The following is a 19,739-nucleotide window of genomic DNA, read 5'->3' on the forward strand; positions in this document are numbered from 1 at the left end:
TGCTAATCGATCTTTTTCAACTATTTATCAACTCCGTACAAAAAACTTGCCGTTACGTTCCCACCGCCATGGAGGCCGTTGGCTACCTGCAGACTACCCTCATGCTTTTCGCAAAGAACTTTGCAAATGTAAAGCCCTAGTCCGTGATGTTCATTCGCATCCCATACCTCTCCGCGATAAAAAGGAAGTACGGCCTTGCGGAGCGCCACTTCGGAAAAACCTGCACCGTCATCCGTGACGGTTATAGAAAAGAAGCCCTTGCCGACGTTATAATGAACGCTTACGTGACTTGAGGCATAACGCGCTGCATTTACGATCAAATTCTCAAAAACCTGCATCGCCAAATGGACATCGACCGTTATTTCGTTCGCTTCCGCGGCAATGGATGAACCGAAAGTCTTACCATTCCGTCCGGTAATTTGGCCCGCGCTGTCATTCAGCAAGGAGATGAGTTCATCCGTTTCAATCATACGGCTCTGCACCGGCATATCCTCCAGCTTCTGAATAGAATTCATCGCCTCCGTGTAGCTTTCAAGACGGACGATATGCGCCTGCATCGTCTGTATCGTGTCCAAGAGTTTCTCCTCGGATATTTTGCGCTCCGGCAAGTAAGCGATCAGAAACTCGGAGTACCCTTTCAGAACGGATAGGGGCGTTCTCAGATCATGGGCAAAAATAGCGTTCAGTTGTTTCCGTTCCTCGACCGATCGCCAGAGCGTTTGGTGGTTCTTCTCCAACTGACCACGCATGTTCTCAAATACACGGCATAATTCCCCCATCTCATCCACGCTGTCGTAAGAAATATGAAACCCCAAATCGTTCGCCGAAATTTTCTCTGATGCCAGCATCAAGATTTCAAGCGGTTTTTTCAGTTTCCACCGATAAAACAAGCTGCCCATCAGGACGATGCCAACGGCAACCGTTAACAGGACAACCGCAACGAGGGAAGGCAGCAACCAATCGTTCACGGAAGAATAGCCGGCAAACCGCAACCGTATACTTTCCGCCCATCTAAACTCCAATGTGATGACGACTAGAACGGCGATGAGCGTAAGGCAGCATAATAGGATGAACGATTGCAGCAAGGTTAACCGCTTCAGGCTCAGCCAGTTTATCATTTTCGCCATTTGTAACCCACTCCCCATACAGTTTCAATCCTGTCGCCGCAGCCATGCTCTTTTAATTTGATACGTATTCGCCTGATATGCTCCGCTATTACGGCGCTGTCGCCTTCGCCGTCCAGTCCCCACACTTTTTCAAAAATGCGCTCTTTGTCAAACACCATTCCGGGATGCATGGACAATAGCTCTATAATATCGAACTCTTTTTTGGCCAAGGGAATTTGTACATCGTGGATGTAAAGCGCGCGAGCCGAATAATCTATGACCAAATCTTCGCTAAACCTTACGGACGTTTTCGTTTGGCTTCGCATCTCCCTGCGCAAATGTGCCTCTACCCTCGCACCCAACTCATGAAGACTGAACGGTTTGGCTATATAGTCGTCCCCTCCGGCCTGAAATCCCGATATTTTATCCGCATCCTCGCCGCGGGCGGTTAGAAACAGGATCGGACAGGACACAAAATGCCGGATTTTCCTGCATAATTCCAGACCGTCAAGCTCCGGCATATTGATATCCAGCAGCACAAGATCCGGTTGATCTTCAATTTGCCGAAGCGCTTCATTACTGTTCTTCGCAGTCATCACGAAATAACTGTTTATTTCAAAGTAATCCGTGAGCAGTTTGCGCAGATCGGCTTCATCATCTACGATCAGTATCTTTTTCATCTTGCCCTCTCTGCCTCCCATATCAACTTCTCTAGATCCAGCATAACAAAAATCGCCGTCCGATTCCCGGCAGGGATCGTGAACGGCTACAATTTTAGAGTCACTACTTAAGTAGCAGTCTTTTTGGGTAAATGCAGAGATCACTTTACAAAGCTATCGATCAATTCCGCCAGCACCATGCCAAGCCGGTCAAGCTGCTGTTCATTAGCTTCTATGCAGATGGGCTTCGCTTTTTCAAACTCCTCTTTTTTCTTGAAACGTTGACGGAAGGTGACCCTGGTCCGGCCATCGAAGTCCTCGAAGGTAGCCGTTACCCGAAATTCGTGAACGTTCAGATGATCAATCACGACCCGCTCCGTCGGCACGAACTCAACAAAGACATTATGGTTAGGATAATCCACGCCATCCGGTCCGTGCATGGTGAACTTCCACGTACCTCCCGTCCTCATATCGCACTCGTGAAACGTATTCTTGAAGCCTTTCGGTCCCCACCACTTGGCTAATAAATCTGGGGTTGTCCATGCCCGAAACACAAGCTCCTGTGGGACATCGTACTCGCGCGAAGCCATAAGTTCATTTTCACCTATTGTCATGTTCTTACCTCCTCTTCTACTACTTGCCCAGTGTGTCCAACATGATGTTTGTACCGTGCTCTCGTATTTCCGGCGTATTATGTTCGTCAGAGAATGCACCTTGGCCTGTGGCCGGATTCCGTTTGTCCCGACGGAGTGAACCCCCGATTTGATCATAAAACCGCAAAGTTCGTACGGTAAGCCCCGTCAGCTTGGCAAGGCGCCCGACCTTCCAATGTCGCTTCTGAACCATCTCCACTCTTTTGCGCTAGCTATGTACCGGTAGATCTATTGTAAAACGTTACGTTACGTAAGGTTCAAGTGAAATCGGGGTGCTCTGCCAGAATTTTTTTGCGCTCTAATTTTTGAACACAAGCTATCGGTCCAAGCTTATGGCAGCGACATGAAGTGCTACTACCAGGCTCGTGCGATCGTCATTCCCTTATTTGGACTCGATGTGCCCCAGCGGTATATTGCTCTCTTCTAGAGCCGCGCGAGCGGCTGGCCAGCTGGAATCGTCGAGGTCGAGCTCATTTCGAAGATAGGCCAACGTGATCTGCTGGATCAAGGCGACTCGTTCGGGGCTCTCGTCCGTCGTCTCCGCAGCGCTGTAACCGGGGATCCCGCCAAGCGAGTGCTCGGCTCCGAAGAGGGTGAGCAGGCTCTTGCTGCCCGGGCTCAGGAAGTACGGGTCGGTGAACCAGTCCGGTCCCCGAGTGGACAGTTGGGACTGGTCATGATCTCCCGCTACCACGAGGGTCGGCGTGCTCATCTCGGCGAAGCTTGGGTTCATGAAGGGGAAGTGCTCTGCCGCGAACGGGCTCAAGTCAGCACCACCCTTGCCAGTCGTGGCAAGCAGCACGCCCGCCTTGATTCGTGAGTCGGACATATCCTCTCCCGGCTCGCCGTGGGTATCGAGAACTCGCGCGCCGAGCAGCATGCTCACCGTCTGGCCCCCCAGGAGTGTCCGGCTGCCGCAATACGGCTTCGATCGAGGCGTCCACTGAGACCGGGAACGGAAGCTTCAAGTTGATCAAGCTGGTCGAGGATGCGCTTCATGTCCTCGACTCGGAAACGCCAGATCCGTGGCGTACGGGGATCTTCAGGAGGAAGGTTCAGCGTCCTCGAATCGAGATGGGTAGGTTGAATGACCACGAAGCCGTGAGCAGCCCAGTAGTCGGCCAACGGGCCGTAGCCATCCAACGACCAGCCAAAGCCGTGCGAGAAAACGATAATAGGCAATTCACTCCCAGTCGCGGGCGCAGACACTCGCACTTGCAGATCCTCGCCACGGTCCGGCGCTGATAGGACTAGCGGCTTCACCGAAACGACTGGAGTAGGCACACTAACTTTAATTTTCATAATAAATGTTCCTTTCTTGAAAAGTGATTAGCCAAACCGTTACGGGGAGAAAGCGGTCAAGCTGGTTCCTGAAATAAACCGGCAGTTTCAGTTGACATGTCAACCTTCGTCAACTGTAGCATATTGTAGTTGACGCGTCAACCATGCTATGATGTTCCTATGAACAAGAACGAGCTAAACCAAGAGGAACTGCGAATATGGCATATGTGGAAGGGCTCCTTTCAGAGCATCTTCGGTCGCGTAATAAAAGAGATGTCCGAGCAGACAGGACTGTCAGAGGGTGATTATGGGGTGTTGGATCGGTTAGTGCTTTTGGGGAACGGCAACCTTCGCCAACAGGAATTAGCCGACTCGATGGACTGGGACAAGAGTCGACTGTCACACCATTTGACGCGGATGGAAAAACGCGGACTTGTGATGAGGAAGCCGTTAGACACGGATCGCGGTGTTCAAGTCATCATCACTTCTATTGGAGAAGCGGCATTGGATGATGCCCGTCCCATAGTTTCCAAGGCAATACGCAAATATTTCCTTGATCATTTAACCGATCAAGACATTGAGTCGATTACCAGGCTTGCGGAGAGTACCAAAACGGGGTCTTCCGCGTCTGGTAAACCACCTACGCCGTGACCCCGTTTTTTGATGCCATTCCTTACAGTGGATAAGTCAATCGTACTCAATAAACAGAACTCTCCAGACTCGGGGGTTCTTTCCTTTTTTATTCACAAACTTCGCCTTGGCGACAGTTAATCCATTATTCCCCATTATTTTTGCCGCACCTTCATCAACCACATCGGGAGTCTATATATAGTAAAATAATATCGTAATTCTAAAGCGATTATTTGTTATCAAATGAAGCTCAATACCAAACATTCAGGTGGTGATTGATCTATGACTGTTACTAACAGCAAAGCAAAGGCAATGGGAGCGTTTCTCAAATCACGCAGAGAACGACTTTCGCCGAAGGATGCGGGCCTGGAATTCGCCAACGGGCAACGGAAGACGCCCGGACTGCGGCGCGAGGAAGTCTCCTTACTAGCGGGCGTGAGCGTCACCTACTATACGTGGCTGGAGCAAGGGCGGGATTTAACCCCGTCCAAAGATGTGATCGACAGCATCGCCCAAGCACTCCGATTATCTCCAGCCGAGAAGAGTCATTTATACCAGCTCTGGAACCCGCATGCATTCGAGACGCCTTTTGCGGGCCCAGCCGTCGTAGATCCGCATATGCAGAAGATTATAGATCAATTGACGTACCCTTCTCACATCACCAATGAGAGAAGCGAAGTGCTCGCTTGGAACAAGGCAGCTCAGGAGACGTTCACCGACTTTGCTTCCATTCCTGTCCAAGAACGTTATTTCATGCGTTTGTTGTTCGAAGATACGGAAATGCGCAATCGCATCGTGAATATAGAAGAATTCTCGAGTTATTCGGTGGGCGTGTTCCGAACTTATTACGATAAACACCGGGATGACCCTTGGTTTGAGACGGCAGTAGAGCAGCTTACTCAGAACAGCCCTGAATTCGATCGAATGTGGGGACAATACGATGTTCAACTCAAAAAGGTCAACCGGATTGTTTTGCAGTCCCCCGTTACCCATCAACCTGTTGCTTATGATATCCATTCCTTGGTGAATTTGTCTGACCGCCCGGATATCCACATCTGCATTTACACCCCGGCTACTGAGGATCCGGGTTCTGACCGTTAATATTTTTACTAGTAAAAACGTTGTGTGGTTGCCTCGGTAAGGATCGATTAGAATGGGCTCATATTCGAATAATCCTAATGCCAGAAATGAGGGTACCTATGCTGCAGCAAAGAAAACTAGGAAAAGAAGGGCTCGAAGTGTCGGCCATCAGCCTTGGAACCATGATGATGCCTGACAACGACGAATCCGTGCGTACGATTCAGGGAGCATTGGATATGGGCGTGACGATGTTTGATACAGCCGATCTTTATGGGACGGAATATACGCTCGGGCGGTTTGGGGGAAATGAGAAGCTTGTCGGACGTGCACTTAAAGGTCGGCGCGATGAGGCCGTTATTGCCACCAAATTCGGAATCACGCATGGACAAGGTCCGAAAGGGGATCCCGCCTACATCAAGAAATCCGTTGATGCCAGCCTCTACAGTTTGGGACTGGATTACATTGATCTCTATTATCAGCATCGCCCCGACCCCAATACCCCTATTGAGGAAACAGTCGGCACGATGTCTGACCTCGTAAAGCAAGGGAAGATTCGATACATCGGATTGTCGGAGGCGCCAGTCGATATTATTCGACGGGCTCATGCGGTACATCCCTTAACCGCAGTCGAAACCGAATTTTCCCTATGGAGTAGGGAGGTAGAGGACGAAGTTCTCCCGGTTCTTAGGGAGCTGCGTATCGGTCTAGTCCCCTACAGCCCGCTTGGCCGCGGCTTCCTAACCGGCCAGATCAAAAAATTTGAGGATTTGCCGGAAGACGACTATCGGCGCTATTACCCGCGATTCCAAGGCGAGAACTTCGCCAAGAACGTTGAAGTCGTCTCCCTGATCGAGAAAATGGCCTCTCAAAAAGGCTGCACCCCCGCCCAATTGAGTCTAGCCTGGCTCCTGGCACAGGGCGAGCAAATCGTGCCGATTCCGGGAACGAAACGATTGGACCGCGTGCAAGAGAACCTTGGAGCGCTGCAAGTGACACTGTCAGCTGACGATCTGGCGGAGATTGAACGTATATCCCCCAAGGGCGTGGCCGCAGGCGGCCGATTCGGCGCCTTCTGACAAGTATCCGCCCTTTCTGCGACCTTCTAAGGCAAGATTTAAGGCCATCCTATACGGGATGGCCTTTTTGGACCTTGCGTGACTCCGTGAGCAAAACGCCGGCAGCTCTGCCAGATCCAACTACCGACGTCCACCAGAACACGCAAGCAACGAGCTCCTCACCTTCGCAAGGAAGTGCGAGTCCGAACACCGCCGTTTGAAAAGAACCTGCCATAGATGCGGTTCAGCTTAACGGGTCCATCGGCGAAAAATAAGAGCCCTAAACTGGATCAAATTAAGCCTAAAAAAATCGCGTCCTCCAAAGGAGAACGCGATATAAAACAGCTTCACTTTGTATTTCAACATCGTCATGAACGCTTTCGGGCGACCACCGCTAACCGGCCGTTTTCGGTCGAGTACTCGCACGTGGACAGTACAATAAGTTTATCGCCATACCGGGCTGTTACGCCTGTGTCATAAAGAGCGAGTTTTTTGATGTTCTGAACATACGAATCGAACTCGGCCGGCGTACTTACATTCTCAATCTGGTAGTATTTAAAAACATCGTCCGATTTGCGATAAACTTTTGACAGAATAACGGCAACAATCTCATACTCTTCCTTTTCGTAAAGCGTACTGAACTGGAACATTGCATGCTCTCTATAAAAGCTTTCGTTCTTGTACTTCATTAAATCTTTAAACATCCAGCCGCTTTTCATGTGATGCCCATGAATCAGCACAATGTCCGAACCGTTGGTCCGGCTATGCGCGTCCAAAAAAGGGAGGCCGCCTTTGTTTTCCTTTTTATCGAAATCATGATTGAGATAGTACTCCGCATCCTGTGGATTCTGCATGACCGGGTACTCAATTCGGGTGCCGTCCATCTTCAGCCAGCCGACGATGTCCGAGTTCCTCTCGTAAAGCTCTCGAAATTCGGGAAGCATGACTGGCTCATTCGCCTTATTGAACAAAACGGAGGGGGATGCAGCCCCTCCGCCTTTGTTCGATCCTTCCTCCCAAGCTGTTGCCAGCTCTTCGATTTTCTGTTTCTCAGCATAATCCCGCAGGGAAATTCTCGCAATATTCACGAGAGAAAATACCAACACAAGGAAGGAAACGGCGATAAGAATTTTTTTGATTTTGCTCATTTTCTTCTTACCGCCTTTCCGATCATTGGATGTGCTTTTTCTTCTTGTTACCGAGTAGACAGAACCCGATCGTCATCAAGGACATCAGCGCCAAAGCCATATAGAAGATTGGCGATACGCTGTTGTCTCCGGTTTCCGGAGCATCGTCCAGTTCGTTATTTCCATTGCCCGCACCCTTATCGGCTAAGTCGCTGACATCAGGCACGTTGTCGATGTTGTTATTCTCATTGTTGACGTTGCCAGGCTCGGAACCCGGTTGATCAGGAACAGGGCCTGGGTTCTCCGGCTCTGGAGCTGGGTTGACAGGACCTGGATTCTCCGGCTCTGGAGCTGGGCTGACAGGAGCTGGGTTCTCCGGCTCTGGAGTAGGGTTAACAGGGCCTGGATTCTCCGGCTCTGGAGCTGGGTTGACAGGGCCTGGGTTCTCCGGCTCTGGAGTAGGGTTAACAGGGCCTGGATTCTCCGGTTCTGGAGTTGGATTAACAGGGCCTGGATTCTCCGGCTCTGGAGCTGGGTTGACAGGGCCTGGTCCGCCGCCGGTGTTGATCGGCTTCATCGGCACATCGTATTTCACAATGTCAAAATCGACAGAAATCGTATCACTTCTGTGCGTCTCGTATCCGTCCTTCGTTACGATCAGATAATAATCCGCTTCAGGAAACACCATGTACGCGTAGAAGCCATTTGCGTCGCTATCTTGCTCTGGGCTCTTGTTGTCGTGCGGCGCAAAATTCGGAACCGGAGGAAGCGTTACCTTCGTATCCGGAGTACGGCCTTTATCTCTGTTCCGCTGCGTATCCGCATAATACAATTTCACCGTGGCTCCTTCAATTTTCTTGCCAGTGATGGCATCTCCTGTCGTTTCATCATAAACCGTACCGTAAGGGTCGACCAATTCCTCGGAGATATTCAGCTCTCCGTTAGCCTTCACGTCCAGCTGCGTCACTTTGAGGAGCAGTTCCTCGCCCGTCTCGGCTTTATAGCGAACTTCCATGGTGTACTTCTGCTCGCTTAGCCCTTCCACGGAGAAAGTGCCATTGGAAGCCATTGGGAACGCCTTAGGACGACCGTTCTCCTGAATATAATTACCGTCCTTGTCTTTCAAATAAATATGCATCTGGCTGGTAAACGAATTGTTGAATAGTGCTGTTGTTCCATCCAGCTGCTTGAACAGAACAATCCCTACCGCCGTAATGTCCGCCGGAACGGTCTCGTCCGTCACGCTGCCGTCCACATTTGCTTTTTGCGTGAATTCGATAGGCACATCTTTTCCGCCTACCGTGTACACCTTCGTATACGTGATCGTATAGTCGGTATCCGCCTCGGCAGGGACGGAATATTCACCCTTCTCATTCGTCTGAATCGTCTGCTTCTCACCTGACTTCAGATTGGTCACCGTGATGGATGCATTCGGAATGACTTCTCCTGTGTTGTTGTCACGCAGTACGCCTTCCAGATACGGGCGGGTATTGACAAAGTGCGCTTCAGCCACCTTTTTCTCCGGAATGGTACCTGTGCGAACGAGACTTTCAGGATCCGTCACATAGCCGTCTTTCGTATAATCATTCTGGGTCACCTCATACTTGAGATACGTCGGAAGTCCTTCAATAACGAGCGTCTGGCCATCTGTAAGCTCGAAGGTGTCTCCGCTCGTGATCGTTCCCTTGCTGCCATCCGACTTCTCATAGGAATAGGATTTGTTATCTCCCTTGCCTGTGAAGGTGACCGTGTACTTGAACAGCTTTTTCTTATCGTCGTCTTTACCTTTAACCGTGTTGCTGATTAGCAGGCCGCCCTTTATAACTCGCACGTTCGTGAAATGGGCGTTTTCGTCTGTGCCTTCCATGACTCCAGTATAATACCGTTCCTCAGGGGTGGTCACGTATTCGTCCGTTGTGTAGTCCTTCTGAGTCACCGTGTATTTCAGATTCTTAGGCAGCCCTACAATTTCCAGCGCCTCTCCATCCTTAAGTGTGAAGGATTCGCCAGATTTGATCTCCCCCGGTGTACTCGTCACGCCATCCGACTTCGTATACGTGTAGCTTCCATCCTTGCCTGCTTCTTCAAAGATGACGGTGTACTCGAACGCCTTCGTCTTGTCGCCGCCATTGCCCATGACCGTATTGCTGACGGTCAGATTGCTGATGGTCCGTTTATTAACGAAATCTGCCTTGCGATCGGCACCCGCCATAACTCCCTCATCAGACAGTGTAGGGGTGGTCGCGTAGCCATCGTTTTTATAATCGTCCTGGGCGATCGTATACTTCAAATTCTCTGGTAGATCCTTAATTTTAAAGGTCTCTCTATCCTTGAGCGTGAAAGTATCGCCGGATTTGATCTTGCCTGTCGTGCCGTCTGAATGCTCATAATCGTAGGCATGACCTTTTCCTGCACCGTCGAAGGTCACCGTGTATCTAAACGGCTTGTCCGGTTCTGCGCCGTCCCCCGTTACGGTATTGCTGACGGTCAGATTGCTAACGTTTCGATTGTTGACAAAATCTGCTTTGTGGTCGCCTTTATTCACGATTGAGCCAGACAGCTCTCTCTTCTCCGGTATGGTCGTATAACCATCAACGGTCGTATAATCGGCCTCAGTTACCGTATAGACCAGATCCGCAGGCAATGCGGGGAGCATCACAGTTTGCCCATTCTTGAGGGTAATCTTGTCTCCGCTCTTGATCTTGCCATACGTATTATCTGGCTTCTTATAGGTGTACTCTCCGTCCTTGCCTTCGCCGGTGAAGGTCACGGTGTATTCGAACTCTTTGTTCGGATCGCTGCCGTTGCCTTCCACCTTATTGGAAATGGTCAGCTTGCCTTGGGCCGGCGTAGGCACGATCAGCGGGTTGTTCATTTCCACCTTCTGTCCGTCAACAAGGACAGGCTTACCCGGCGCATCGATGACACGTACCCGGTATACCGTAGTCGTAGGCAAGTAAGTGAGAGGATCGATATACGTCTGTTTGAGCAGATAATCCCCCGGCACCTGAATAATGAAATTCGTCTTGCCGTCCGTGCCCGTCGTTTTTTCTTCCATCTCATTGTTGTTCATATCCTTGGCCGGAGTACCATCAGGATTATATAGCTTGAACTTTACATCCTTCAGCGGTGTTGTGCCGTCGGGACCAACCTTCTTGAGGAAGAGCAGGCCGTTTTCGTTCGCACTTCCCGCTACATCGTTCGCGTCCAGTGTAATACTGCTCTGGGCTCCGATCGGCGGAAGGGTATCATCGCCCATCAGCTTGATGGAATTCCCGGCCGTTCCCGGCTGCATACCCTGGGATTCGGTCTGGTAAACGATCTGATACAACTTGTTCGGGTCGGCAAAATCAAACCTAAGCGTCGATCCCCCAGTTCCCGGGTCTGTGCCCGCGGTGACCTTCACCTCACTATTCGGATCCGCAAGATTCAGCGGCCCTCCGTCACGCTCCAGACTGCCGTCCGGCTTCAACTTGCCAGGGTAAACAGCGAGGTCGGAAGGTTCGAGAGATAGACCGCCCTCTGCATTTTGGCGCAGCTTTAGCCCCTTGGCGAGGGTATCCAACAAATAGACGCCTTGCTTCATCTCGAACGGAGGCGTGTAATTCACCGTCCATTCCTGCACACCGGAAACCGGCTTTTTCACCGTCTTGCTCAAAGACTGCACAGGCACAATAATTCTGTGCTTTTCGTTGGCGCTATACGGTTTGTCTCCCCATTTCATGAAGAATTCAGCCTGATTCTCACCAGCATTATTGTTGCCTAGCTGGTAGGTTGCCAGCTTGGCATTGGTCGGACGCGCCTTCACCAGAATGACGTAAGGGTTCTCCAGCTTGGAGAAGGAGAAGGTACCTACATTGCCGCTCTTGGTGAAGCTTACCACATGCTGAGGGGTACCCGGTGCAATGACAGAAACAGCCTGGGCATATCTACCATTCCCGCCTTTGCCATCGGTCCTATAGCCCGTACCACCTTTATAGAGCCTATATGCCTCGCCTGGAGCATAATCTACAAACTCCCAGCCCTCCGGCAAAACATCCACCAGTTTGATGTCGCTCGCTACGCGGGTGCCGCCATCCTTGGCCATCTCCTCCGTATTGAAGCCTGGCATGTTCACTGCCAGCCGGAAGGTGACCGTTCGATCCTTGCGGTCATAGCCTGCCAGGATGTAATTGTCAGGACGAGAGTTATCCGTATACCAGTTTGCATCGTTGGCAACGGGTGTCCTTTTCCATATGCTATCACTCCATTGGGCTGAATAGTTTCGGTTCCAGTCAGCTGCAACCCCCTCTACACCCGCCGTGTTCGCATACAGCATTTCCTTGTTCAGCATTCGCACATAGTTCGAGGTGTTGGCCTCGGCGCGACTCATATAATCGTCGTCATCGAAGAGAAGCCCCCGGTTGCTCCATGTGTTTCCGGCGTTATCCTGGCGAAACAGGTTGTCCGGGTTCGTTGTGACGGTCTCAAAGGAAACGCTCCCCAGCACATCTCCTTTGTAGCCGGTCACTTTGATAAGGTCCGCCACACGCTCGCCGTTCACCGTCAAGGGGATCACTTCACCTGTCAGCCCATTACTTGCAGTCAGCGTATTGTCGCGGTATTTTTGCCAAAGCTGCTTGGTGTCGATCTGGCTCTTGATTGCTTCCAGAGTTTCCGACGTTACCTTAGGATTGGCGTCCAGATTATTCAGTACATCCAGAGACCCGCCGTGAACCAGCAAATCATAGACGACTGGAGCATCCAGATCGTACTGCAACGTCAGATTTATCGTCCACTTGGTGCCTGCGATGTTGTGCAGTGCGGTAGTTGTGGTAGCACTTTTCGTGAAAGCATGTGCGCCGATTTTTACCTGTGCGATATCCACAACGGCAGCGGGAGCGGCCCAGCCGGTCGCATCGTTGTTCTGGATGGCATCCCCTCCATCCATAACATCCAATTCCCAGTTTGCCCGCGCTTTGTAATCGAAGGTTGACTTGCTGCTGTCTGTCACCCTTGTCACAACCGTCATATAGAGGGGGCCATCCAGATTCCCGCCGATGGCGGATCCGATGTCGTACTCCCCTGCGGCGTTGCGGGTAATAGGGGTATCCGTACCGCTGTCCCCATTTTTATAGGTTGCGGACACAAACTCCGTCCCGGCGGGCAGAGTGTCTGTAATCTTAACGTTCTGCAAACCGGTTCTGGACAGTACGCTGTTATTGTTTATCCTCTTGTTGACCTCAACTGTCCATGTGATAAGCGTATCGTTTCCGCTCTTGCCGGGCTTGCCGGTCACCGCAATCCAGTTAGGGCGTATGGCAATCCGATGGGTGTTCGATGAAGCCTTTTCATCGGCAGTGTCACCCAAAAGCTTTGCGGCATTATCAATGCGGTACCATCCATACTGATCAGCAAAATTACCGTTCTTTTCATTGTAATAAGCATTCCTAGGAATCCACGTTTTGAAGGTAATAGTCGCCGTGCTTTTGACGTTGTCCGCAGTGGATACGTCTGGGAACTTGTAGGAAAGCGTGCGATCAGCAGCATAATCAGGATCTGCCGCATTTCCATCCACAGTGAAGGACCCAGGCACATATACGCCAACGTTCGCAAGCGCATCAGAGAAGGTCAGGCCATCCAGGGGCATGGGGATGGTCTTATCGTCCGTGTCGGTGGCAGTCACTACCGCTCTCCACGTAATGGTGCCCTCTTGAAAAGAGGGGCTGCTAATTCCACTGTCATAGCCGCCGTTGCTTAAAGAGCTTACGGCAATGGTATACTCCGGCACTAATTCCGAGTTTTTAAACTTATAGCCATTTCCGAAAATGGCCGTATCCCTGCCTCCGCCGGGCGCCTGATCTGCTGCCTTGGCAGCAGCGGAAAAGCCGATTTTGACGTCGCGTCGACTCCCGTCATATACCCCTGCGCCATCAAACGTAATCTTGATGGAATCGGCAAAAAATTGGACGGTAGCAATTTTCAGTCCGCCCTGATTGATAGGTATAGGACCCGCAGGCGTCAAATTCACATCAGGGAAGTAGGTCGCCTTATCCAGAACGGCATAATCCCCTTGCTGAATTACGCTTTCGGGCGGAGCATTGAGATCGTCACCCTTGGTCGGCACGGCGATATTATCCAGCTCAAGGGTAAAGTTCTCCCGGCCGTTAATCTCGCCCCCCGCTGGAATCACAGCCGCAGGATCACCTTGCTTCACCGTGAGGTTAAACATCGGATTGGCGTTTGCAAGTACTGCCGTTTTGTCCGTCGGGTCTGCCGCCATTGCCGCTGGAGCGTACACCGCCTTAGTTGCCGACGGCGGTTCGCCTGGCGCATCGTACACCGCCTCCGATACCGACGGCGATTCGGTCGCGTTCGGCGAGCCGGATTCCCCATCCGCATATGTAGCAGCAGGGAACACCACTGTCTGCAAGACAAGCAAAACTGCCAGGCAGAAAGATAGCATAGTTTTACCTAAACTGCGTTTTTGTTTCAATATAGAAATCTCCTTCACTCCTGAAAAATTTTTGGCTGCGGCCAGAACTTTTCCCCCTTCCCTTTGGCCATCATCGCCACATACAACGTAAAATGACAAAATGCGACAAATTATATGGCGTGCCCGCCCATTATACTGTAGAGATCTATACAATTTCTATACAATTTCTGGTCTATAAGCCCATGTTAGATGTAAGTCTTAAACACAGTAAGCGCATAATGGGTTCCTCTCTTCTTCATTTCTCATACAATCCCCCTGATGTCTGCTTCCGCACTTGGTATTGATGGCAGAATATATAATTTTGCCGACTGTGCACCGATATCCGTTACGGAGTTACTGCAGTTCCATCAAAGTGAAATTTCGTAGACAGCACAGCTGCAGGGTCTTGATCCATAGGACATGATCGTCTATACAACGCGCATAAATACGAATAAAATATTGTTTGGTTTTTCCAATCTTTAGAATTTATTTTTTATTCGGAGAAACTTGCTGCTACTTATGATAAGGCTCATCTTAATGGGCCTATCGGCGAAAAATCGCCTAAGTGTATCGTGGCGGTGTTTCTGGCCTCAAAAAGTAAATTGCTTTTTCCAGTCTGCAAGGTCTCCAGTTGGTGGTTTTTCGTCTTTTCTTAATCTTAAATGCCTGGCTCATCTCTTTATTAATCCGCTTTATGATCTCAACCTAACAGCTGTCCAGAGACATTTTCAGCACAGGATGAATCGAGCGCTCGCCCGTATTCGTCCCGATCAAAATTCTGACCACCCGAATACCGGCCTCAACATCTTGCGAATCCAATAAGCGATGATCGTCCCTGGGTTCCATGAACCGGGATTCTGCAAGTACTCCATGTATTGATCGTTAATAATATAAGTCCATGTCGAAGTAGGGCTCTTCAGTCCGAACTCTTCCCACTTCGCCGGATCGTTCGAACCTCCGAGCTTTACGAGCATATTTGCCGAAGCTCTATTTATTTTAGCCGGAATTTGCTCGAAGGCCTGGATGATTTGCGCATGAAATTCGTCGATCGGATTGCGGTTAGCAAGTTTTGTCAAATGGATGCTTTCGCGAATGTAAGAAACGTAAGCCAGATGCTCAGCCCAGAACTTGTCGATATAATAAAGCCGTACCCGCTGCTCCGAAGGGCTCAACGGCGTCTCGCCTTTCAAAACTCCGAGCCGTTCCGCGTATAGAATACGTCGCTGTTCCTCCACCATATCCGAATAACCGTTCAGTTCCTGGCGGATATGGAAGTTCTGTCCCATCATAACGCGCTGAATATGCGTAATTTTGCTGTAGAGCACTGACTCTCCGAGTGCTTCATCCTGCCTAATATCGCGATAGATGGGCGGGATCGCTTTATCGATACCAAACTGAAGGATCAAATCGTCCTCCAAGCTCACAAAAAATATGGAAGTCCCTGGGTCGCCTTGGCGGCCAGAACGCCCGCGCAGTTGGTTGTCGATCCGCACGCTTTCGTGCATATGCGTACCAATCACGTATAACCCGCCCAGCTTGGCGACAACTTCTGCCTGCGTGGGGTTACCGCCGCCGAGCTGGATATCGACGCCGCGTCCCGCCATATTCGTAGACACCGTCACAGCACCGATTTCTCCCGCTTTGGCGATGATCTCTGCTTCTCTTGCGTCGTTCTTCGCATTCAGAACTTGGCAAGGTACGCCGACAGCCGCTAGCGCCTCCGCCAGCATGTCAGACTCCCCAACGCTTGACGTACCAATGAGAACCGGACGTCCCGTCCTATGGACGGACGATATTTCTTGTATAAGCGCCTTAAGTTTGGCTTCTTTATGGGTATAAATCCGGTGCGGATGATCGGTCCGTATGTTTGTCCGGTTCGGCGGAATTTGCACGACTTGCAGTGCATAAATATTTTCGAATTCCATTGCGGAAACGTGAGCGGTGGCCGTCATTCCGCTAATCTTCGGATATAGGCTAAGGAAGTGTTGAAGAGTGATCGTACCGAGAATTTTCCCGCCGGCTAAGGACTGCAACCCTTCTTTGGCCGCAAGAGCGGCTTGAAGCCCATCCGGCAAATGTCTGTTCTCCGCCACGCGGCCGGTATATTCGTCAATTAACTCGATTTTACCGTCCCGGACGATGTAATCGACGTCTTTTTTCAATAACGACTCCGCATGCAACGCGCAATTTAACGACGATAACAAATGGCTATTATGGCTTTCGTACAAATTGCCGCATCCCAGCAGCGATTCCGCTTTCGCTGAGCCCGCTTCATTCAAATAGACATTCCGCTTGAACTCGTCGAAATCGTAATGCTCATCTTGCTCAAGCTGCCTAGCCACTTCTGCGAAACGAATGCCATCGCTGCCGGAAGAACCCGGCTCGCCGGCGATGACCAGCGGCACCCGAGCTTCGTCGAGAAGCAGTGAATCCGCTTCGTCGACGATGACGTAGTGAAAAGGACGATGCACGGTATCGGCTTTATCCAGCGCGATCGTGTCGCGCAAATAATCGAATCCTGCCTCTTTGGCCGTTACATAGGTTATATCCGCGGCGTACGCTTCTCGTTTCTCGGACAGGCTCATGCCCGCTTGAACCGATTTTACCGTTAACCTCAGGAAACGATAGATCGGGCCCATCCACTCTGCATCTCGATGTGCCAAATAATCGTTAAAAGTCAGCACATGAACGCCTTCGCCTGTTAGCGCATTTAGATAAGCTGGCATAACAGCAGAAAGCGTTTTTCCTTCGCCGGTATGCTGCTCGATCAAAAATCCCTCGTGCAGAGCGACGGCAGCCATGATCTGGACAGCGTAAGGCTGTAATCCGAGCGTTCTCTTCGCCGCCTCGCAGACTAGCACATAGGCATCGATAAGCAGCTCGTCCAAAGGCGTCCCCGATTTTGCTTCTTTTTGCAGCCGGAGAGATTCCGCTTGAAGCTGCCCATCGTCCCAGGCTTCCAAACTCCGTTTCCTGATGAGCTCCGCTTGGTCGCGATAGACTTTTAGCTTATTCTGGGTAACGCGATCATTGAATTTTTGCATTAACTTGGCGGCTAGATTCATCGGAATTTGATCCCTCCCAGGTTTCCTACTCATCCTTTAACCGTCGTTGGTACAAAACAACTGACGCAATCGTGAATACAACCGTCCATACCAAAATAATGAGGAGGGGCTTTAATAAATCTCCCGTTATAAAATCTGTATTGCGTGTACCTAGCAAATGCAAAAGTTGAATGCTTGGTGTATACTCCAGCGCTTTGAAAATCGGAAAATCATTCACCAGTAACATTCCCCCATATGGTACCGCAGTAAATACGATTAGCACTGGGATTATAGAGAAAGACGCTGCAAGCACCGTCTTGGAGAATAAACCAGAAATCGTCCCGGCCGCTGTGTATAGAATAATTGAAAGAAGGATTGCAGCCACAAACGCCCATATACTAACTGGCTCATAGCCAAATAGATACGTAGCAATGGCCAGAATAACAACAGACATGACAAAGACTAAACTACTTTTACCGATTAAAACATCCATAGTCGTGGCCGGAGTCATCATTAATGATCGTAAAGTGTTACGCTCCTTTTCTTCCGCAATCAAGCAAGCTTGTGCAAAACTCGGCAGCATTACAAACGAAGTATTTAGAATCAAACCGAAAGTTGCAGTCGTCAAATCCCGAGGGGCACCTCGAAGACCCAATGCCATAATAATTGGAAAAATCAACAAAAGGGAGACGGCATAATTTCGTGAAAACTCCTTATAATCCTTCACAAATATCGCTCGCGCACGTTTCAATGAGATACTCATAGTAACTCACTTCCTGTCATTTTAATAAAGATATCACCCAGACTTGGCTCTTTTGTTTCCAATCGACCAATTAACCCTTGTTTCATCCAATCGGCGACTTGATCAGCCGTTCCATCATTAATCGGGAGCTCGTAGGCATGCCCGTTGATTAACTCAACACAAACTACGTTTTCTCGATGCTGTTTTTTTAGTTCCTTTGGTGAGCCGATGGTTTGGATTTGCCCCCGATACAAAATCGCTACACGATTACATATCAACTCTGCCTCGGCCATATCATGCGTAGTTAAGAAGATCGTTGTTCCTTTCTCATTTAAGTAGCGCAAACCTTTATGAATATGTGCTGAGTTTACTGGGTCTAAAGCCGAAGTAGGTTCATCTAAAAATAATAGTTCTGGCTCATGGACGACCGCGCATGCCAACATGACACGCTGACGCATCCCTTTGGATAAGAGATTGACTTTCTTTTTGCGCTCTCCACTTAAGCTTACAAACTGCAGCACCTTATCGATCGAAGATCCGGGGAGATCATATAATTGGCGATACAGCTCCAGATTTTCCTCAATCGATAATCTCTCATATAAACCACTATTATCCGTCAAAATGCCAAAGCGCATCTTCTGAGCAGGCTGATGCATCCTCTCCGCTGGTTTGTTAAATACGTTTGCCTGTCCACTTGTCGGATTTAATTGCGCCGTTAAAATCTTGATTAATGTCGTTTTTCCTGAACCACTCGGACCTAAGAAACCAAAAATTTCACCTTTCGGAATAGAAAAGGACACGTCTGCTAACGCATCCTTATTTCCAAATCTTTTTCGAATATGTTCGACCTGGATAACAGCCATTCACACCACATCCTTAAGTTGTTCGCTTAAGTATATAGGGATCTCATATCTCCAGCCATCAAGATCCGCCGAAATGTAGCTGTTAACGCCTGAATTGTACCGCTTAATGCTTGAATGGTTCGCCATTTTCCCTGAAACTAAATGTTGAGAAGCGCTTTTAACTCTTGCAACTTTGAACGAGATAACGGGACTACGGCATCTTGACCCGTATTTAAACGCAAGCTGTAGCTATTCTTCGTCCATGTGATAATCTCTCTTACTTTTTGCAGATTAACGATGTAGGATCGATGACATCTAAAAAATCCGAAATTTAACAATCTCTGCTCGAGCTCGGTTAGCGTCAAAGCACAGACATAATTTTCTCCACCTACATGCACAAGGATCGAACCATCCATACTTTCTATGTAATCGACTTCAGGAGGATCAAATAAAATCACCTTGTCATTTTTTTTCGTATAAATCTTCTGCAAGGTGATATTGGCCCGATCTTGTTCCTGTGCTTCCTGCTTATCATCTTCCGAGTCCCGAATATCCAATGGATGAAATCCGAGCTCGTTCAATCGATAAATGGCGTCACAGGAAATCATGGCATCCTCTAAATTCGAAGTTAAAATCAAAATCTGCTTCTCTTTCGACAGGTCATCCAAAATTCGTTTAAAATGACGACGATCTTCTTCTTCCAAGTAAAAGTAAGGTTCCTCCAATACAATCGTAGGCTGATGCGCAAAAAAGACACGCAGCAATGTCACGTACATCCTTTTCGATGAGCTTAAATCCTTGATTTTTACCTTCCGCTCTTCTTTTAAAGCAAAATAATCCATTAACAGAACGACACGGTCATTCCTCTCCGTTACACGGATTAAAAAAGCGATCAGCTCTTCCACCGTTAAACGAGCATACTCGTTTTGCCCAGCTCCAAACAAATAATATTGGGAATGATGCGTCAATTGATTCATCAAAAGTTGCTTTCGCTTCAAGTCCGTTATAATGCCGATCGATTGGTTCGATGTCATATTTAATTCGATCTTCGGTAGAAGTAATTTCC

13 protein-coding genes and 3 pseudogenes are annotated in these 19,739 nt (G+C 49.5%); 3 read left to right on the forward strand and 13 right to left on the reverse strand.

Features of this window, described 5'->3' with window-relative positions; all coding sequences use genetic code 11:
* Positions 1-20: 20 nt before the first annotated feature.
* The 6 genes and pseudogenes from BJP58_RS19320 to BJP58_RS19345 form a co-directional block, all read right to left on the reverse strand.
* Positions 21-1,127: a HAMP domain-containing sensor histidine kinase gene (locus BJP58_RS19320; RefSeq protein ID WP_194540213.1), complete on the reverse strand. Its 1,107-nt coding sequence runs from the start codon at positions 1,125-1,127 to the stop codon at positions 21-23.
* Positions 1,115-1,786 carry a response regulator transcription factor gene (locus tag BJP58_RS19325; RefSeq protein WP_194540214.1) on the reverse strand — a complete coding sequence of 224 codons (672 nt, stop codon included), beginning with the start codon at positions 1,784-1,786 and terminating at the stop codon, positions 1,115-1,117. Before BJP58_RS19325 ends, BJP58_RS19320 begins: the two co-directional genes overlap by 13 nt.
* Positions 1,787-1,926: 140 nt before the next feature.
* Positions 1,927-2,379, reverse strand: a complete 453-nt coding sequence (locus tag BJP58_RS19330; RefSeq protein WP_194540215.1) for an SRPBCC domain-containing protein — start codon at positions 2,377-2,379, stop codon at positions 1,927-1,929.
* Positions 2,380-2,398: 19 nt separating this feature from the next.
* Positions 2,399-2,488: pseudogene (locus BJP58_RS19335) on the reverse strand (polyketide cyclase); the annotation flags it as partial.
* 27 nt (positions 2,489-2,515) lie between these two features.
* Positions 2,516-2,611, reverse strand: a pseudogene (locus BJP58_RS19340) (MerR family DNA-binding transcriptional regulator); the annotation flags it as partial.
* A 189-nt stretch (positions 2,612-2,800) separates the two neighbouring features.
* Positions 2,801-3,720 (reverse strand): annotated as a pseudogene (locus BJP58_RS19345) (alpha/beta hydrolase family protein).
* A gap of 159 nt (positions 3,721-3,879) precedes the next feature.
* Between BJP58_RS19345 and BJP58_RS19350 the strand changes: the two are divergent.
* The 3 genes from BJP58_RS19350 (at position 3,880) to BJP58_RS19360 (ending at position 6,485) form a co-directional block, all read left to right on the forward strand.
* Positions 3,880-4,350, forward strand: a complete 471-nt coding sequence (locus BJP58_RS19350; RefSeq protein ID WP_194540216.1) for a MarR family winged helix-turn-helix transcriptional regulator — start codon at positions 3,880-3,882, stop codon at positions 4,348-4,350.
* A 261-nt stretch (positions 4,351-4,611) separates the two neighbouring features.
* Positions 4,612-5,430, forward strand: coding sequence for a helix-turn-helix transcriptional regulator (locus BJP58_RS19355; protein WP_194540217.1), 819 nt, complete (start codon positions 4,612-4,614; stop codon positions 5,428-5,430).
* A gap of 101 nt (positions 5,431-5,531) precedes the next feature.
* Complete coding sequence (locus tag BJP58_RS19360; RefSeq protein WP_194544995.1) at positions 5,532-6,485, forward strand: aldo/keto reductase; 954 nt, start codon at positions 5,532-5,534, stop codon at positions 6,483-6,485.
* Positions 6,486-6,534: 49 nt separating this feature from the next.
* Here BJP58_RS19360 and BJP58_RS19365 read toward each other — a convergent pair whose 3' ends face one another.
* The 7 genes from BJP58_RS19365 to BJP58_RS19395 all read right to left on the reverse strand — a co-directional run bounded on the left by BJP58_RS19365 (position 6,535) and on the right by BJP58_RS19395 (position 19,578).
* Entirely contained in the window at positions 6,535-6,699 is a 165-nt protein-coding gene (locus tag BJP58_RS19365; RefSeq protein ID WP_194540218.1) for a hypothetical protein, read from the reverse strand.
* A gap of 133 nt (positions 6,700-6,832) precedes the next feature.
* On the reverse strand, positions 6,833-7,612 hold the full coding sequence (srtB, locus tag BJP58_RS19370) for a class B sortase (RefSeq protein WP_194540219.1): 780 nt from the start codon (positions 7,610-7,612) through the stop codon (positions 6,833-6,835).
* A 22-nt stretch (positions 7,613-7,634) separates the two neighbouring features.
* Positions 7,635-14,036 carry a DUF7601 domain-containing protein gene (locus tag BJP58_RS33950; protein WP_442953971.1) on the reverse strand — a complete coding sequence of 2,134 codons (6,402 nt, stop codon included), beginning with the start codon at positions 14,034-14,036 and terminating at the stop codon, positions 7,635-7,637.
* Positions 14,037-14,815: 779 nt separating this feature from the next.
* A complete protein-coding gene (locus BJP58_RS19380) occupies positions 14,816-17,110 on the reverse strand; it encodes a preprotein translocase subunit SecA (RefSeq protein ID WP_194540221.1) in 2,295 nt (764 codons plus the stop codon).
* A gap of 25 nt (positions 17,111-17,135) precedes the next feature.
* Positions 17,136-17,852 (reverse strand): ABC transporter permease subunit, encoded by a 717-nt coding sequence (locus BJP58_RS19385; protein WP_194540222.1) that lies wholly within the window; start codon positions 17,850-17,852, stop codon positions 17,136-17,138.
* Entirely contained in the window at positions 17,849-18,694 is an 846-nt protein-coding gene (locus BJP58_RS19390) for an ABC transporter ATP-binding protein (RefSeq protein WP_194540223.1), read from the reverse strand. The genes BJP58_RS19385 and BJP58_RS19390 overlap by 4 nt, the downstream gene beginning before the upstream one ends.
* A gap of 137 nt (positions 18,695-18,831) precedes the next feature.
* Positions 18,832-19,578, reverse strand: coding sequence for a LytTR family transcriptional regulator DNA-binding domain-containing protein (locus BJP58_RS19395; protein WP_233354697.1), 747 nt, complete (start codon positions 19,576-19,578; stop codon positions 18,832-18,834).
* Positions 19,579-19,739 lie beyond the last annotated feature (161 nt).

It is taken from the genome of Paenibacillus sp. JZ16, from assembly GCF_015326965.1.
Taxonomy (GTDB): domain Bacteria; phylum Bacillota; class Bacilli; order Paenibacillales; family Paenibacillaceae; genus Paenibacillus_AQ.

Coding starts and splice junctions, on each gene's coding strand:
- BJP58_RS19320 (WP_194540213.1), bottom strand. CDS start 1,127: ATGGCGAAAATGATAAACTGGCTGAGCCTGAAGCGGTTAACCTTGCTG.
- BJP58_RS19325 (WP_194540214.1), bottom strand. CDS start 1,786: ATGAAAAAGATACTGATCGTAGATGATGAAGCCGATCTGCGCAAACTG.
- BJP58_RS19330 (WP_194540215.1), bottom strand. CDS start 2,379: ATGACAATAGGTGAAAATGAACTTATGGCTTCGCGCGAGTACGATGTC.
- BJP58_RS19350 (WP_194540216.1), top strand. CDS start 3,880: ATGAACAAGAACGAGCTAAACCAAGAGGAACTGCGAATATGGCATATG.
- BJP58_RS19355 (WP_194540217.1), top strand. CDS start 4,612: ATGACTGTTACTAACAGCAAAGCAAAGGCAATGGGAGCGTTTCTCAAA.
- BJP58_RS19365 (WP_194540218.1), bottom strand. CDS start 6,699: ATGGCAGGTTCTTTTCAAACGGCGGTGTTCGGACTCGCACTTCCTTGC.
- srtB (WP_194540219.1), bottom strand. CDS start 7,612: ATGAGCAAAATCAAAAAAATTCTTATCGCCGTTTCCTTCCTTGTGTTG.
- BJP58_RS33950 (WP_442953971.1), bottom strand. CDS start 14,036: ATGCTATCTTTCTGCCTGGCAGTTTTGCTTGTCTTGCAGACAGTGGTG.
- BJP58_RS19380 (WP_194540221.1), bottom strand. CDS start 17,110: ATGAATCTAGCCGCCAAGTTAATGCAAAAATTCAATGATCGCGTTACC.
- BJP58_RS19385 (WP_194540222.1), bottom strand. CDS start 17,852: ATGAGTATCTCATTGAAACGTGCGCGAGCGATATTTGTGAAGGATTAT.
- BJP58_RS19390 (WP_194540223.1), bottom strand. CDS start 18,694: ATGGCTGTTATCCAGGTCGAACATATTCGAAAAAGATTTGGAAATAAG.